Here is a 17146-nt window from a genome sequence, read left to right on the forward strand (position 1 = left end):
CCCTTATACTTAACACTTTACCTTTGTATCTAATTACTTTTTTACATGCAACAATTAACAGGAATTTTATTGGTAAATCTCGGAACGCCCGATTCTCCTTCGGTTCCGGATGTGAGAAAATATTTAAAAGAATTTTTATTAGATGAACGTGTAATAGATATTCCGGCTCCTCAACGCAATTTGTTGGTTCGTGGAATAATAGCTCCATTCAGGGCACCTAAAAGTGCTAAATTATATGAGCAGATCTGGAATGAGAATGGATCTCCGCTTTTATCATTCAGCAAACTGCTCAAAACAAAATTGCAGAATAAATTGGGCGAAAATTATTTAGTGGAATTAGCTATGAGATATCAAAGTCCCTCCATTAAAAATGGCCTTGATATTTTAAAAAAGGCCAATTGCAATAAAATAATTGTAGTTCCTCTTTTTCCTCAATATTCTTCAGCAGCCAATGGTTCGGTGGTGGAAAAGGTTATGGATATTATTAAAAGTGACCCCGTATTTCCTGAATTGCGTTTTACCGGAAGTTTTCATCAACAACCTTTGTTTATTAAGGCATTTTCTGAGAACGGAAGTAAATACAACCCTCAAGAATACGATCATATTATCTTCAGTTTTCACGGTCTGCCCGAAAGGCAGATCACAAAATCATTACCACATTTTAATTGTCTTTCTGAAACTTGTTGTGATAATTTAACACTGCAAAATCATTTATGTTATCGCGCACAATGTTTTGAAACAGCAAGGGCCATTTCAACATCCTTAAATATTGCTAAAGAAAAGTATACCGTTTGTTTTCAATCGCGTCTTGGAAAAACTCCATGGATAAAACCTTATTCTGATGAAGTGATCAAACAACTTGCAGCAAAAGGCATAAAAAAAATATTAGCATTCAGCCCTGCATTTGTGGCTGATTGTCTGGAAACAATTTATGAAATAGGTGTTGAATACGACACGATCTTTAAAGAACACGGCGGTGAAAAAATTCAATTGGTGGAAAGTTTGAACGATAACGATCTGTTTGTTGATTGTCTTGTGGAAATGATCAAATAATACTTCTATCAGAACATTTCAATTCCGCCACCATCGTAGTTTTCCTCCATTCTACCACCTCTTCGTTTATTATCTTGCTGCCCGAACTTATAGGTAAGTTTTAAAGTGCCGATCTGAGATTGACGTTTCCTGGAGTATTCTGAATAAAAGTTAATTCCTTCACTATATCCTTCCCAAATTCTTGTATTAAATACATCGCTCATGCTTAAATTAACACTGAGTTTATTTTGAAAAAAATCAGACTTTAAACCGGCATCAACATAATACACAGGTTCTGATTCGCCTTGAGCAAAGGTCCATGGAGTATTATAACTAAAAGTAACCTGAAAGGCTGTTTGTTTTAATACCTGAAAGAAAGACATCACTCTGATATTATAAGTAAATTGTGAATTATTTAATCCCGCTTCCAGATTTTCCGCATTTACCAATGTTTGATTAAAATTCACACTGGAGGTAACATTCCACCATTTATAAAATTCATTTTTTCCAACTAATTCCACTCCGTATTTTTCTTCATTATTATAATTCTGGAATGTCATAATGGAAACACCATCTGTATCCACAACAGAATACGGTGAAATTTCATTTAATGTTTGGTTGTAATAAACCGAAGCAGAAAGAGAGTGTTTTTTGAAATCTTTAGTAAATGCTATCTCATAAGAATTTTCATATTCGGGCTCTAAAAATGGATTACCAACTCTGAAGCTGTATGGGTCAGAATAATCAGGGAAAGGGTTTAAAAACCAAGAATTAGGTCTATCTATCCTTCTGCTATAACTTGCTCCAATTTCTGTTGCTTCATCAAATTTGTAGGCAACGTGTACACTTGGAAATAACCCGAAATAATCTTTATTATAAACTTGATCTGTAGTTACAAGTTCCGAATTTGTATAAGTTTGTTCTGCTCTTAATCCTAATTGATAACCAAATTTTTTATAGCTTGAATTCCAGATTAGATATGCAGCTACAACATCTTCATTATAAATAAATTGGTTATTTAAGGAATCATCCACATCCCAATCATTAATAATATCATCAAATGACTCTGAATAAAGTGTATTGTCTTTTACCTCTTTAGTATATTTAATTCCTGTTTCAAGTTGATTGCCATTTTTGAACGGATGCACATAATCAGTACCAATACTTGCATCCGTATTTAACGAAGGTCTGGATATAAATTGTAAAAGTGGATCACCTATTAAAATATTATCAGCATCGAAAAATTGTTCATCGTAATTACTTGCATCATTTCCATCACCTTTAGAATAAAATGCATCAGCTGTTAGTAAATGTTTTGGACTGCTGAAAGTTTTTCTGAGAGTTAGGCCAACATTATAGTTAGTGCCTTCATTTGCACCTAAGGTATTGCGATAACTTGTGGAGGTTAATACGCTGTCATTATCCAAAAAAGAATAATCCACGTTGTCAGTTCGGTCCGATTTATTTGTATGAAACGAGCCTGAAATACCTACTGTGGTTTTATCATTAATATAATAATCCAATCCCGTTCGTGCCATATGCATTTGCGATTTTGAATTGGAGTTACTTATCGAATTTAAATAAAATGTAGTATCAGCATCAAATGTTTTCCGAAACATAGAACCAGATCCATCGCGGTTATCGTTCACATAACTATAATTGGAATAAAAGTTGAATTTTTGATTTCGGAAATTTAAAGATACACCGCCTTCATATTTTGGTGTGGTGGATACACCCGCAGTAACATTGCCGTTTAATCCCCCTTTTTTATTTTTCTTTAAAACAATATTAATTATACCTGAATTTCCCTCTGCCTCATAACGCGCTGATGGATTTGTAACCACTTCAATACTTTCGATAGAACTCGCAGGAATTTGTTCCAAAATAGCATTCATATTGCTCCCGACAATTCCGGATGGTTTTCCATCTATAAAAATAATTACGCCTTCATTTCCCCTCAAACTAATATTTCCATCAATATCAATTACTACAGAAGGAATTGTTTGCAAAGCATCAGATGCTGAACCGGCTGAGGCAACAATATCTTTTTCAATATTATATACTTTTTTATCGATGCTGTTTTGAAAATACGATTTTTCCGCAGTGATATTCACTCCTTCCAAAGCCATGGCATTTTGACTGAGAAACATTTTACCTGCAAAAACAACCGGAGCCCCTGCTTTTATTTCAATATTTTTATTTGCCTCTGTATATCCGATAAATCGATAATGAAGCATATAATTTCCCGGATTTGCAACAGTGATGGTAAACTTTCCCTCGGCATCGGTAATTCCTCCGCTAATAATTGCAGAATCAGTTTGCAGTGTAAGTGTTACAGCGGCAAATTCAATAGGTTTTGTAGTGGACGAATCAATTACTGATCCGGTGACCATAAATCCTGAAACTTGAGCTGATGCTAATTGTATTGATAAAAATAATATAAATCCGCAAACTAAATATTTCATCCCTTTTTATTAATAATTTTTACAAAAATACGGCTTTTACACTGCAACAATTTCTCCACATTTAGCCCCATAAGTTGATATTAACAAACTATAACACAATAAGTTTGATTCCCTTCGGTAGGATATAAATAGCACCAAATATTCATTTATCATGGAATATCTAAGCAAGGTTTAGTATTTTTCGCCCTCAAACCGGTAAAAAAGAATAAAGTTGTGGAGAAAAAGATCGAAAGACTGCAAAAAAAGAAGGCAGAAGCCCTGTTAGGTGGTGGATCTGTGCGTATTGACCAGCAGCATAAAAAGGGAAAACTCACCGCACGTGAAAGGGTGCAGTTGTTAATGGATGAAGGCAGTTTTGAGGAAATTGGGCAATTGGTGATGCATCGCAGTCACGATTTTGGAATGGAAAAGCAACGATTTTATGGTGATGGTGTTATCACCGGTTATGGAAAGATAAATGGAAGACTCACCTATGTGTATGCTCAGGATTTCACCGTTTTTGGTGGCAGTCTGAGTGAAACACACGCTGAAAAGATCTGTCGGATTATGGATCTTGCTATGCAAAATGGTGCTCCGGTTATTGGTTTAAACGACAGCGGAGGCGCCAGGATACAAGAAGGAGTGAATTCTCTCGGAGGTTATGCAGACCTATTTTACAGAAATACGATTGCCAGTGGGGTAATTCCACAGATTTCTGCAATTATGGGCCCATGCGCCGGTGGTGCAGTGTATTCACCCGCCATTACCGATTTTATTTTAATGGTGGAAAAAACATCCTACATGTTCGTTACGGGTCCCAATGTTGTGAAAACAGTTACCCATGAGGAGGTTACAAGTGAAGAATTGGGTGGTGCGACTACACACTCAACAAAAAGCGGAGTAGCCCATTTTGCCACTACCAATGGGCTCGACTGTCTTAAAAAAATTCGTTTATTGCTCAGTTATATGCCTCAAAATTGTGAGGAGGAAACGCCTTTAGTGCAATATGTGGGGGGAGATGAACTGCGTCCTAAACTAAATACCATTCTACCTGATAACCCCAATCAACCCTACGATATTCGTGATGTGATCTCTGAAACCATGGATTCGGATACATTTTTTGAGGTGCATCAGAATTATGCAGAAAATATTGTGGTGGGATTTGCGAGAATTGGTGGCAAAAGCATTGGAATTGTTGCAAATCAACCTGCTATTCTGGCTGGAGTTCTCGATATTGAATCCAGTAAAAAGGCAGCCAGATTTGTGCGTTTTTGCGATTGTTTTAATATTCCATTGATCGTATTTGAGGATGTTCCCGGATTTTTACCTGGTACCGATCAGGAATGGAGAGCCATAATTACCAACGGTGCAAAATTATTATATGCATTTAGTGAGGCTACTGTTCCGCGCATCACAGTAATTACAAGAAAAGCTTATGGTGGCGCTTATGATGTAATGAATAGCAAACACATTGGTGCCGATATGAATTTTGCATGGCCCAGCGCCGAAATAGCAGTTATGGGTGCAAAAGGAGCAGCGGAGATCATATTTAAAAAAGAAATAGAAGAAGCGGAAAATAAAGAAGCAGCCTTACAGGAAAAAATTGACGAATACACCAATAAATTTGCCGACCCTTACCGCGCTGCTTATAGAGGTTTTGTGGACGAAGTGATAGTTCCTTCCGAAACCAGAATAAAAATTATGAAAGCATTGGATATGCTTAAAAATAAAGTAGCTAAATTGCCAAAGAAAAAACACGGTAATATTCCATTGTGATCCTTTTTTTGCAATTAATAAATTACCAAATTATCAAATTACCAAACAATAACCATGTCGCAAAAGAAAAAGATCATAGGAAAAACAGAAGTAGAATTTCTTTCTAAATATATCAATAATCCTTCGCCAACAGGCCATGAGGTTGCAGGGCAAAAAATTTGGTTGGATTATATTAAACAGTATACCGATACACATTTTGTCGACAATTATGGTTCCGTTGCGGCGATAATAAATCCTGATGCAGAATTTAAAGTAGTTATTGAAGCACATGCTGATGAAATAGGCTGGTCGGTGCATTATATTACTGAAGATGGTTTTATTTATGTAGAAAGAATTGGTGGAAGTGATTACGTAATTGCACCGAGCAAACGCGTAAACATTTATACCGATAAAGGCATTGTAAAAGCAATATTTGGATGGCCTGCAATTCATACCAGAAGAGGAAAAGAAGAGGCACCGGAATTAAAGAATATATTTTTAGATTGTGGTTGTACTTCAAAAAAGGAAGTGGAAAGTTTAGGAATTAAAATTGGTGATGCAATTACCTTTGATGATGATTTTTTTGAATTGAATGATAAATATTATGTGGGCCGTGCATTGGATAATCGCATCGGAGGATTTATGATAGCTCAGGTTGCGCGATTGTTAAAACAAAATAAGATCAAATTACCTTATGCCTTATATATTGTTAATTCTGTTCAGGAGGAAGTAGGATTACGTGGTGCCGAAATGATGGCGCATAACATTAAACCAAATGTTGCTATCATTACCGATGTTACACATGATTCCAACACTCCAATGATCTCCAAAAACCTGGAAGGAGATTTGAAATTGGGCTCGGGTCCCGCACTCACAAAAGGACCTGCGGTACATAATAAATTATTAAAATTAGTTTCGGATGTTGCGGCAGAAAATAAAATATCTTTTCAACGGGATGTGGCCTCACGTTCAACCGGAACTGATACTGATGCATTTGCATATTCAAATGGCGGAGTGCCAACCTGCCTCATAGCACTGCCTTTGCGCTATATGCATACAACAGTGGAATGTGTGCATAAAAATGATGTGGAACAGGTAATACAACTTATATATCACACGCTGATTAAATTAAAACCCGGGTTCAATTTTAAATATATGTAAAAACAAAAATTTTAAATACCCTGCGAAAATATTTAGCGTTTGATTGCCCTCAGGGTTAGTTTAAAACAATATCAAATTAAAAAAGGTCATATTGATCACACCTAAAACTTGATACTATTACATTTGAATTTTAAACTTCAACTATGCAAATTTCAACCATAGCCTTGGTATTTATCATTTTTGTTTCATTGCCGGTTATAGCAGCTATTACAATTGTGATTATAGCTTATCGCCGCAAAAAGAAGGATGAGGAAGCCAACAAATCCTCCGATAATAAAGAAAATAAAAAAGACTGAAGTCAGGAATTTAACCTGGAATCTGAACAGCCAAATTAAAAAATCAAAATATGTTTTTTTAATTCAATGATCACTAAAAAAAAAATAAGATAAGGCTCTGATCAATTATCCATTAACGTTTCCTTTACCATTTGTTCCAATTTTGCTCCACGTAAATTTTCTGCAACAATAATTCCCTCTCTATTAACCAAAAACGACATTGGAATTCCCGTAATACGATAATCGCTGGCAGCTTTGTTATTATTCGAATCAAATAGTGCAACGTGATTTTTCCAGGTTAAACCATCTTTTTGCACTGCATCAATCCATTTCTTTTTATCAGTGTCAAGAGAAACACTATAAACAGTAAATCCATCATCTTTATATAGATTATATACTTTCACTAAATTCGGATTTTCTGCTCTGCAGGGTGCACACCAACTTGCCCAGAAATCTATCAGAACAACCTTGCCCTTTAAGTCAGACAATTTCATTTGTTCACCTTCTGCATTTGGCTGAATTATATCAATAATAGGTTTTCCAATAAAACTTTGTGCAGCGGTAGCTTCCTGTAACTTAATTTTTTCCGATAATTCTTTTACATATACCGAATTAGAATCTGCTGACCCTTGAACTTTTGCAGCATAAGTTTTTACGTAATCAAAATCTACTGCAAATAAAGTTTCCAATGCTAATACCGCGTTGGAAACATCTTTGGCCGAATCCACATAGTTTCTAAAAATATTATAATAATCTTCCTGCAGATCTGCGATCACAATTTCCGCAATGGAATCCCTACCTGTCGATTTTAGGGCAATAATCGAATCGTTCAGTTTCATCGCCTTCGCGTCAAACTCACGCAATGTTCCTAAAAAGGCAAATAATGAATTTGTAGCGGAAGAGCCCGTTACCTCCGGATTTTCTTTTTCTGCCAATGATGCATTAAAATCCATTTTTTCGTCGTGCAATGAAATGATATAATAATTCTGGCGATTGCCATCAATGGTAATTCGGCAAATCATCCGTTCAGGTAAATTATTTTTTATTTTAAAAGTTCCCTTCTCATCTGCTCGTGCAGTATCTATCAAGGTGAATTTTGGATTACCTGAATTTGGAAAACTCATGGTTTCCAAAACAATTTTTTTATTCTCAGCGCCGGTTATCTTTCCATTTATTTCAAAAGCTAAACCCTTCTCTGCACTACAGCCCGCAATCACAAATAATAGAGTTACCAGAATTACATTTATTTTTTTAAACATTTTATTTATTTTTTTATATTTTATTAATCAACTTCGTTTGATGTAGGACCTAGGACATAAGACCTAGGACCTAAGACCTACGACTTAGTATTCGAAAGCCAAATTATTTAATGTAACCCGGTTGTTAATTCTCCATTCTCAACTCTCCATTCTCCATTCTCAATTCTCAATTCTCAATTTTTTTTTGGCTGTTTAATTATCAATTGTCAATTGTCAATTATCAATTATTTTTTTGGCTGTTTAATTATCAATTATCAATTGTCAATTGTCAATTTGTGTTCCAGCATTTTCGAAGTCATTTTGGGGTCTGCTTTTCCTTTGCTTAATTTCATTACTTCCCCCATAAATAATCCTAAAATACCTGTTTTTCCACCTCTGTATTCGGCAACCTTATCCGGAAACTTCGCCAAAGCAGCATCTATCATTTCTTCCAAAGCAGCCGTATCATTATCTTGCAGCAGATTTAATTCTTTTGCTGTTTCTTCCGCTGTTTTTTCAGCATTTTCGCAAATGGCCGGAAATAATTGTTGTGAAGCGATAGAAAAATTCAATTTGTTTTCATCAATCAACTTAATGATGTCGGCAATATGATTTGCTGTAACAGGCAAAGCATCTATATCCAAAGCATTTTCGTTTAACCAACTTTTTACCGGACCAAGCATCCAGTTTGCTGCTGCTTTATAATTAGTTGTGATGTTAATTATTGTTTCAAAGAATTCGGCAAACGACTTTTCACTGGTTAATATTTCTGCATCATAAGCACTCAATTTAAGCACTTCAACATATTTATGCGTAAGTTCTTTCGGAAGAGGAGGCATCGATTTTTTTATAGAATCAATTTGTTCTTCCGAAACAATAAATGGTTGCAGATCCGGTTCCGGAAAATACCTGTAATCATGCGCCGCTTCTTTACTGCGCATTCCAATTGTAGCTCCTTTTCCCGCATCAAAACTTCTGGTTTCCTGTGTTAATATTTCACCCGCCTCAATCGCATCAATTTGTCTTTTAACCTCAAAATCAATGGCGCGTTTTACATTTCTGATGGAGTTCATGTTTTTTACTTCCACCTTAACACCGTATTGTTGCGCTCCCTTTAACATCACACTTACGTTTGCATCACAACGCAAACTGCCTTCTTCCATATTTCCATCACAAATTTCGAGATGGCGCACTAATTTCCTCACCTCTGTCAAATATGCATATGCTTCATCACCACTTCGCAGGTCAGGTTCACTTACAATTTCCACTAAAGGTGTTCCAGCTCTGTTGAGGTCCACCAAAGTATAAAAAGGGTCCAGATCGTGAATGCTTTTTCCGGCATCTTCCTCTAAATGTATTCGTGTGATCCCAATTTTTTTCTCTTTGCCATAATCACCTATAAGTACATATCCTCCTGTACAAAGAGGAGTTTTATCCTGCGTTATCTGGTATCCTTTAGGAAGATCAGAATAAAAATAATTTTTGCGGGCAAATTCATTATACCTTGTGATTGAACAGTGTGTCGCAAGACCTAATCGGATTCCCAACTCCAGGCATTTTTGATTGAAAACGGGTAAAGTACCCGGATGGCCAAGTGTTACAGGACTTACAAATGTATTAGGAGAGCCTCCATATTCTGCAATATCAGCACTATATGCCTTCGTTTTGGTAAGCAATTGAGTATGCACCTCTAAACCGATGATCACCTCATACTTGTCGTATACTTCCATACTTTCGCAAAGATAAGCACTTGCACTTTCATGCTCTTTTAATTATGTGCCTAAAACCTTAAAATTTAATTAAATGCAGGTCTAAAAGTTAAAAATGGCTTTTTTTACAAGTAGACTGAGAATATTCCAAAATCTTTTTATCTTCGGACTTACATTTAAGAAATGTAATTTTTCTTTTCATATGTATAGTACCCGGTGGACAGATGAGGAGCTGGACACCGGTTTTTTATTTTCCAGGCAAACCAATTAAAATATGTATAAACTGCTTCAAACCTCTATTTTCCTTTGTTTAACAGGTTTTTTATCCGCCCAAAATTTTGAATATAATGTAATCTTAAAGTCCGTTACCTTTTCCGGCGACGAAATGTACGCAATAAGGCAGGATGATAATACCGGTTATATAGATGATGCCATACATTGGTCTGATGATGGAACTGTTAACCCTTCGGCGTTTACAAGTGGGTCGGTATTACAAGCAGCAGCTGTTATTCAATTCATTTGTGCCAATATGCCCACGGAAGTATTTGTTCGGGGCACCGGACCGGATGGTATTGATTTCCCCGCAAATTCTGCTTTAATTTCCGGAGATATTATTTCTTACCCGATCACTGATGCAGATCAGACCTTTGAGGACGAAAAGGTGAGGTATTTTGAAAATTTTTCTATTTTGTGGGAATGGTCTTTTGATAATATTGTATGGCATCTTGCCGGAACCAGTATGAGCCCCGTATATGTTACATGGCACACAGCAAAACCGGAGAGTGCTTTCTCAGGATATAAATATTATCTCACCCTTTTTGATCTCGCCTGCAGAAACGCAGATGGTGCAACCACGGAAGACGCATTTATCGATATGATATGGACAGATTTTACCGATCATTCTGTTTTTCGGGCGGATGGAGTGCCGATGCAGTATTATAAAGATATTTTTTCCCCAAACGTTACACTTCCCAATTTAATAAAATATGCCGATGGTGAATGTTATACATGGGCGCAATTATTTCTCGCCTGTTTAAAGATTCACGGATTTTCACAACCAAATAATTATATGAATATCACCGCAGATTATTCCTCAACCGGTTGCGGAAGTATTTCAAGATTTTTAGTGAAAACATGGAATTTCGGAACACCTTCTTACGATTGTACTGATATGCCTTATGTAAATGTTTATTCCCCCGATTATTACGATGCGGATACTGCATATATTTATGATTATGCAGAAGTAACAGATGAAATTGGTGTTATGGGACAAACAGAAACAAATCCCGCTTCCAGTTTTGGCAATCATCAGATCGCAATTGTAAATGGAAAATATTATGATGGAAGTTATGGTGTGTTATATGAAAATTTTGATGATATAAAATATGGAGGTTTAAGCGGTTGGAGCAGAAGCGAAACAAGTGATGAAGTTGGTATTGGCATAGACGTAAACGGCGATGGTGATCTTGATGCCTCTCCCGATTTTACCATTTTGCGCGCAACTCCGGATCTCGAAATGGCAGATTTTGATTCTAATATTGAAACCTGGTAATGAAAAAATATTTTCTGATTATATTATTTGTTGCTGTAAGCGAATTACTTTTTTCACAAGGAAAATTTGAACGTCGCATTATAATTGAAGACAGTATATTTTATGCAGTGGAGATCATTGGTCAAACAGGAGTATTGTGGAAAGGAAATATAACTGAACCAATGGATAGTGCTCAAAAATATGCACTTCCTGTGGGCACAAAAAGACGAAGCATTCACTATTTGCCACTATCCTGGAATGTACATAACGACACACTTTATGCTATTAATTTTACAGAATATGCACAAAATGAAAGGCTCACTTCTTTTAAATCGATACCTCTTTTAAAACTTGAAAAATACACAGGTCAAAACAATGCAAAACAATTAATGCAGGGGGCATTTGAAAACGGAATTATTGAAAATTGGCCTATGGTAAATATGCTTAAAAAATATAAATATATCGATGATCTTTTTTTCGATTTTGTAGTCACCGATTCCGGTATTATTCAATATATTGTGGTTAATAATGAATTGACAATATGGGAATGGAAAAATAATGTATGGACCGATTCTCCCATGATTCCATATACTGCGCAGGAATATTTTATTTTGTACGTTAATGATAGTAATATCTGTATGATCAATTCAAATGGCGAAGAAGTATGTTTGGCAAACCATACCCATATTACAAATTACTTTCCCGATGTTTTCGAACTAAAGAATTATTTGTTCTTGGAGAATAGAGATGCTGATTCACACAGGTTTATAAAAAATATATTTTTTGAAAACACTTCACTGTCATTAACACAAATACTATTACAAAAATAATTAGTCGATAAATTACATATCATGAAAAAAATAATTTTGATCTTAATAATAATCACTCTGACTGTTAAAGTTTATGCAGATGATGTTACTGCTGTTGTGGAAAATGCGGATCCCGGACTAAATAATGGTTCCATCACACTTACATTAAGTGCCGGTATTGCTCCATATACTTTCAGCTGGTCGGGTCCTGCCGGATATGTTTCTACAGAACAAAATATTTCGGCACTGGAAGCCGGAGAATATTGTGTTACCGTTACCGATAATTTATGTGGAGTTGCAACACTATGTGTTACGGTGGAAGAAAGTTTTCAAAATTCAATAGAAACATTAGGTGTAACAGCAGTTTCTATTTTTCCGAATCCATTTGAGGGAGAAATTACCATTTCACTAAATTTGGTTATTTCCGGGGATCTTAATTTTACCTTATCTGATCTGAGTGGAAAAATAATAGATTCAAAACAAAAAACCTTACCTGTTGGAGAAAACTTGATAAGTTTTAATACGCTCCATCCGCTTCCTGAGGGCAATTACCTGTTAACTGTTACAGATAATCGGCTAAATGCGATTACACGGCAAATTTTACACCTGAAATAAGTCACTTTAAGCAGGTGAAAACCAACAATAGTGGGTAAAAAGTAATATAATTTGTAGTTTTCTATTTATATTTTTGCCATATTGTGAATAGGCTGCTCAATTTTTCGCTAGGTATAATGTTAGTGTGTTGTTCCATTGTTGCAATAGCACAGCCTACGGTATTGGGAACACAGGCTCAAAACGGCAGTTACTCCACTTATAACCTGGCAGACCTTGGTATTTTCCGACAGGTGAGAATGCAGGCAACTTCCAGTGGGATTTCGGGAACGAGAAATTGGGAATTTTGCGAGGGAACCGCAGCATCTCCTGACTATGATCCAGCATGGAGGCCATATTCATGCTGCCTCACATTAGCATTTAATCAAACCATTATTCCCTTTGGAGGAACTGCATCCGCTTTGAAGAATCTTGGATTTGGGGGTAGTTCAGGTTATTTACCAGCTATCACCAGTGGCAATTATTATACTTTCAACTGCACAGAATCCAGTACACCAGGAGTTCCTTTGGATGAATATATGGGTGTTCTTGAAACCGCTTATAACCCGGTTTCTATTACATCAGTAGTTCAAACTCCCGGAATTGGAGCAGTATATCCCGAAAATTCAGTTTATGTTACAATTACTTTAAGTGGCACTCTTAGTGCTTCTGAATATGTTTATTTACGATATTCCACTACTGTTAATTTTGCAAGTTCCACATTTATGTCTGTTCCAATAACGGGAACAATCGGAACAGTTGAAATACCATGTCAGGCAGCCGGAACTACCATTTATTATTACGCATATACAAGCAATAAAACCTATGCAGCAATTAATACGGAAGTTGGTACCTATGGTCAGGTTGTGCATGATATGAACACACTTAGCATCAACAATAACGGTGGACCAAATTATATTTATACTGTTCTTCCTTCTGTTGGCTTTTGTGGAAATTATTATGTGCCTTCTGTTTGTTATCCAACAATAGCCTCTTTTGTAAATGCTTTAAATGGCGGAACAGTTAGCTGCTCTGTAATTTGTAATGTAGCAGCCGGACATACGGAAACAGCTCCGGTGGGTGGAATTAATTTAACTCAAACAGGAACTGCTGCGAATAATATTACATTTATTAAAAATGGAGTAGGGGCAAATCCGTTAATAAATGCATGGGTTGGCACTACAACACTTGCCGCTGGAATGACCACACCTGACGGCGTATTTTCATTAAATGGAAGTGATTATATTACAATTGATGGAATTGATATCACCGATAATAATGCAACTGCTCCCGGCACCATGGAATTTGGATACGCTTTATATAAAGTTTCAGGAACTAATGGAAGCAGAAATAATACCATCAGAAATTGTGTGATCACTTTAAAGAATTCTAATTTTTTTACATCTACTCCGGTTAATTTTGAATTTGGTTCTGTTGGTGTTATGGTTAGAAATTCTACGAGAACTGCGGCAAATATTTTACTGACGGTCTCTTCTGCTGCGGGTAGAAATGATAATAATTCTTTTTATGGAAATACGATTTCCGGTGCTTACAATGGATTTGTATTAGCAGGATGTAACGATGGAGTATCTCCATATACTTTTTACGATCAGAATAATAGTGTTGGTATAGTGGGAAATGGAAATATTATAAATAATTACGGCAATTTAAGTGGCACCGTACGATCCTCAGGCGTTTTTTCTATTTATAATAATAATCTTACCATTTCAGATAATAATATTAATAACTCCCTTGGTGGAACAGCAAGTGGATTTACATTGTATGGCATTTTTGTTTCAAGCCCAATTACCGTTACAAATTATTTGCAATCAATTAGTGTTTCTAATAATACAATTTCATTACTGGAAGCTGCAGTCACCTCTCAGGTTACCGGAATCAAATTGGGAAATTCAAATATCGGCGCAACAAATATTAATATTACTGGAAATACTATCCAAAATTGCACATTTACTGCGGGTGCCTCGGGATTGTTTATTGGTATAGAACAAGAATTTGATGCAACATCAAATCAAATAATAAATAATACAATAAGCAATAATACTTTTAATACTACAACCACTAGTCCCATTTATTTGATACATGATGATAACAACTCTACAACTTCCACAGTTTCAGGAAATGTAATGAATAATAATTTAAAAACTACAAATGTTGCAGGAGCTTTATATGGATATGTAAATAACACAGGAGGTAGTACTGTGGGTAGTTCTATTTCAATTACAAATAATAGTATTGATAATCTTACAGTAAATAATTTGAGTACTGGATATGTAAGTGGTATTTTTTGCAATTTCACCAATTTAAATGCAGTTAAAACAGTTTCAGATAATAGTGTTTCTAATATTGTAGCAGGTTCGGGCACAACAAACTGGTCAAGTGGAATTATGGTAAACAATATGCCTGCAGGATCAATAGTAAGCAACAATACTGTAAACAATATTTCTTCCACAAGCAATGTAATAGGAATTAATTGTGCTTCTAATGCATCTATTTCTACTTCGCTGAATCAATCGTTCAGTGTTTCTGATAATGATGTTAGCGCAATATCTTCAACAGGAAATAGTGCCAATATTGCAGGCATTGCCATTTATTCGTTGACCAACGTAGATTGCAATAATAATAATATTGATAATATAACAGCATCCGGAACGAGCCCTGCACAAATTAAGGGATTGAATTTAGGTGGAGGTTCCGTTGGAAATATTATTAATGTGAGTTTTTGTAATATTTCTAATGTAAGTCATACAAATGTTGCTGGTATTACAAATCCGGTGGGTATTTATTTGTTTCCTAATTCAGCAACACTTAATATATTTAATAATAATATTAATGAAATATCCGGAAGTGCTAGTGACTTTGTGATCGGTATATATGGAACTTCAGGAACAACTACTTATAATATTTACAATAACTTCATACAACGACTTTACGCTCCAAACAGCACAAATAATACCGCTGTAAATGGAATTTATGTTGCAGCAGGAGGGAATACCTACAATGTATTTTATAACACTATAGCACTTGGCCAAAATGGAGTTATTTCCGGAGGATCTGGTTTTGGTGTATGCGGATTTTACCACGGTGCAGGATTGTTAAATCTGAGAAATAATATCATTTATGTAAATGCAAATCCTGTGGGTTTGGGAGTTGCATCCTGCCTGAGAAAACCTACCCCCGGAACTGCAGGAACACCACCTGCCACCACAAGTATTTCTGCCACATCCGATAATAATTTTTATTATCTCAATACAGGGTTAAATAATTATATTTATGTGGAAGGATTAACTACTTCTACAATTAAAAATGGATATGCATACAGTGGAGCAACTACAAGCGTGCCTAATAACTTAAATAACGACCCTTGTTTTAATATTCTCACAGCCAGTGATATTATGTCATATAAATATTTTATGTCGCTTGGCGGAGGTGGTAACAGAGAATTAAACAGCTTATATGACATCCCTAATTTTGCCGGGGGTGCTATATTACCCGATAATTTAAAGATATTGGTCGGTTCACCCGATTATGCAGAAAGTCACGCAGTAAATATTGCAACTCCACTTATCACTACCGACTATGAGGGAACTATCCGACAAGGAAATCCAGGATATTCAGGTACAGGAACTGCGCCTGACATAGGAGCTGATGAAGGAGAATTTGTTTTGGCTCCACCCGAATGTTTGTTGTTGCCCATTGAATTATTAAGTTTTACCGGTTGGTATAATGGCGAAGAAAATGAATTGCACTGGACAACCGCATCTGAAATAAACTCCGATTTTTTTGAAGTGCAAAAAAGTACGGATGGAATTAATTTTTACATCATGGGAAATGTGGATGCTGCCGGATATTCTAATGCAGAATTAAATTATTTATTTTATGACGATGATCCAATTGCGGGAATAAATTATTATAAATTAAGAATGGTGGATTTTAATGGCGATTATGAATATAGTAATACCATTGCCATTCGTGTAGATATTGATGCAGATCCTGCATTTGTAATTTTTCCAAATCCCGTTCACGATAATTTGAATTTTTCTATCATATCAAACGATGATTCTAAAATAAATATTAAAATTACGGATGTGCTTGGAAGGAATTTATTGACGCAAGAATTTACATTACATTCCGGACAAAACACTTTCTCCCTCCCAATTGAAAAATTTGCTTCCGCAACTTACCTCATTTATTATTTTGATAAATCCGGAGCAAAACAAGTGCAGCAATTTGTTAAATTTTAGATAACGACTTTAGCGACTTGAGGGTCTCACTTTTTCAGTGAGGCTCTCAAATCGCGGGATCTGTGGCGTTAACAATTAACATTAGTGAGACCCGTTTTTAGATTACCATTAGTGAGACCCGTTTATAGATTACCATTAGTGAGACCCGTTTATAGATTACCATTAGTGAGACCCTCACTGAAAAAGTGAGAGCCTCACTTATCGACCTAGTACCTCACTACTCACTTGATGTAAAGAGTAATTAATCAGGACCGAACTCAACCGGCTATCGATAGGCCCTCTCATTACTCATAACTCATTACTCATTTAGTGAGGCTCTCACTTGGCTGACGATAGGCA

At 35.8% G+C, this 17146-nt stretch carries 11 protein-coding genes; 8 read left to right on the top strand and 3 right to left on the bottom strand.

Annotated features, from left to right (window positions below; all coding sequences use genetic code 11):
* Nucleotides 1-45: 45 nt before the first annotated feature.
* The gene (gene hemH / locus IPI31_08590; GenBank protein ID MBK7567872.1) at nucleotides 46-1053 is read left to right on the top strand and encodes a ferrochelatase; all 1008 of its coding nucleotides are present in this window, start codon (nucleotides 46-48) and stop codon (nucleotides 1051-1053) included.
* Nucleotides 1054-1061: 8 nt separating this feature from the next.
* On the opposite strand, the gene IPI31_08595 is transcribed toward hemH, so the two are convergent.
* Nucleotides 1062-3497 carry a TonB-dependent receptor gene (locus IPI31_08595; GenBank protein ID MBK7567873.1) on the bottom strand — a complete coding sequence of 812 codons (2436 nt, stop codon included), beginning with the start codon at nucleotides 3495-3497 and terminating at the stop codon, nucleotides 1062-1064.
* 213 nt (nucleotides 3498-3710) lie between these two features.
* Between IPI31_08595 and IPI31_08600 the strand changes: the two genes are divergently transcribed.
* The 3 genes from IPI31_08600 to IPI31_08610 all read left to right on the top strand — a co-directional run bounded on the left by IPI31_08600 (nucleotide 3711) and on the right by IPI31_08610 (nucleotide 6688).
* Nucleotides 3711-5252: an acyl-CoA carboxylase subunit beta gene (locus IPI31_08600; GenBank protein ID MBK7567874.1), complete on the top strand. Its 1542-nt coding sequence runs from the start codon at nucleotides 3711-3713 to the stop codon at nucleotides 5250-5252.
* A 54-nt stretch (nucleotides 5253-5306) separates the two neighbouring features.
* Entirely contained in the window at nucleotides 5307-6392 is a 1086-nt protein-coding gene (locus tag IPI31_08605) for a M42 family metallopeptidase (GenBank protein ID MBK7567875.1), read from the top strand.
* 143 nt (nucleotides 6393-6535) lie between these two features.
* Nucleotides 6536-6688 (top strand): hypothetical protein, encoded by a 153-nt coding sequence (locus IPI31_08610; protein ID MBK7567876.1) that lies wholly within the window; start codon nucleotides 6536-6538, stop codon nucleotides 6686-6688.
* Between the two features lie 101 nt (nucleotides 6689-6789).
* On the opposite strand, the gene IPI31_08615 is transcribed toward IPI31_08610, so the two are convergent.
* Complete coding sequence (locus IPI31_08615; GenBank protein MBK7567877.1) at nucleotides 6790-7926, bottom strand: AhpC/TSA family protein; 1137 nt, start codon at nucleotides 7924-7926, stop codon at nucleotides 6790-6792.
* Between the two features lie 254 nt (nucleotides 7927-8180).
* The gene (gatB, locus tag IPI31_08620; GenBank protein MBK7567878.1) at nucleotides 8181-9635 is read right to left on the bottom strand and encodes an Asp-tRNA(Asn)/Glu-tRNA(Gln) amidotransferase subunit GatB; all 1455 of its coding nucleotides are present in this window, start codon (nucleotides 9633-9635) and stop codon (nucleotides 8181-8183) included.
* A gap of 253 nt (nucleotides 9636-9888) precedes the next feature.
* Here gatB and IPI31_08625 point away from each other — a divergent pair, with 253 nt between their 5' ends.
* From IPI31_08625 to IPI31_08640, 4 genes are all read left to right on the top strand, one after another.
* Nucleotides 9889-11166 carry a hypothetical protein gene (locus tag IPI31_08625; protein ID MBK7567879.1) on the top strand — a complete coding sequence of 426 codons (1278 nt, stop codon included), beginning with the start codon at nucleotides 9889-9891 and terminating at the stop codon, nucleotides 11164-11166.
* Entirely contained in the window at nucleotides 11166-11975 is an 810-nt protein-coding gene (locus IPI31_08630; protein ID MBK7567880.1) for a hypothetical protein, read from the top strand. The genes IPI31_08625 and IPI31_08630 overlap by 1 nt, the downstream gene beginning before the upstream one ends.
* 21 nt (nucleotides 11976-11996) lie before the next feature.
* Entirely contained in the window at nucleotides 11997-12569 is a 573-nt protein-coding gene (locus IPI31_08635) for a T9SS type A sorting domain-containing protein (protein MBK7567881.1), read from the top strand.
* A 116-nt stretch (nucleotides 12570-12685) separates the two neighbouring features.
* Nucleotides 12686-16807 (top strand): T9SS type A sorting domain-containing protein, encoded by a 4122-nt coding sequence (locus IPI31_08640; GenBank protein ID MBK7567882.1) that lies wholly within the window; start codon nucleotides 12686-12688, stop codon nucleotides 16805-16807.
* The last annotated feature ends 339 nt before the right edge of the window (nucleotides 16808-17146 follow it).

The sequence above is a fragment of the Bacteroidota bacterium genome (assembly GCA_016706865.1).
Lineage (GTDB): Bacteria > Bacteroidota > Bacteroidia > Chitinophagales > BACL12 > UBA7236.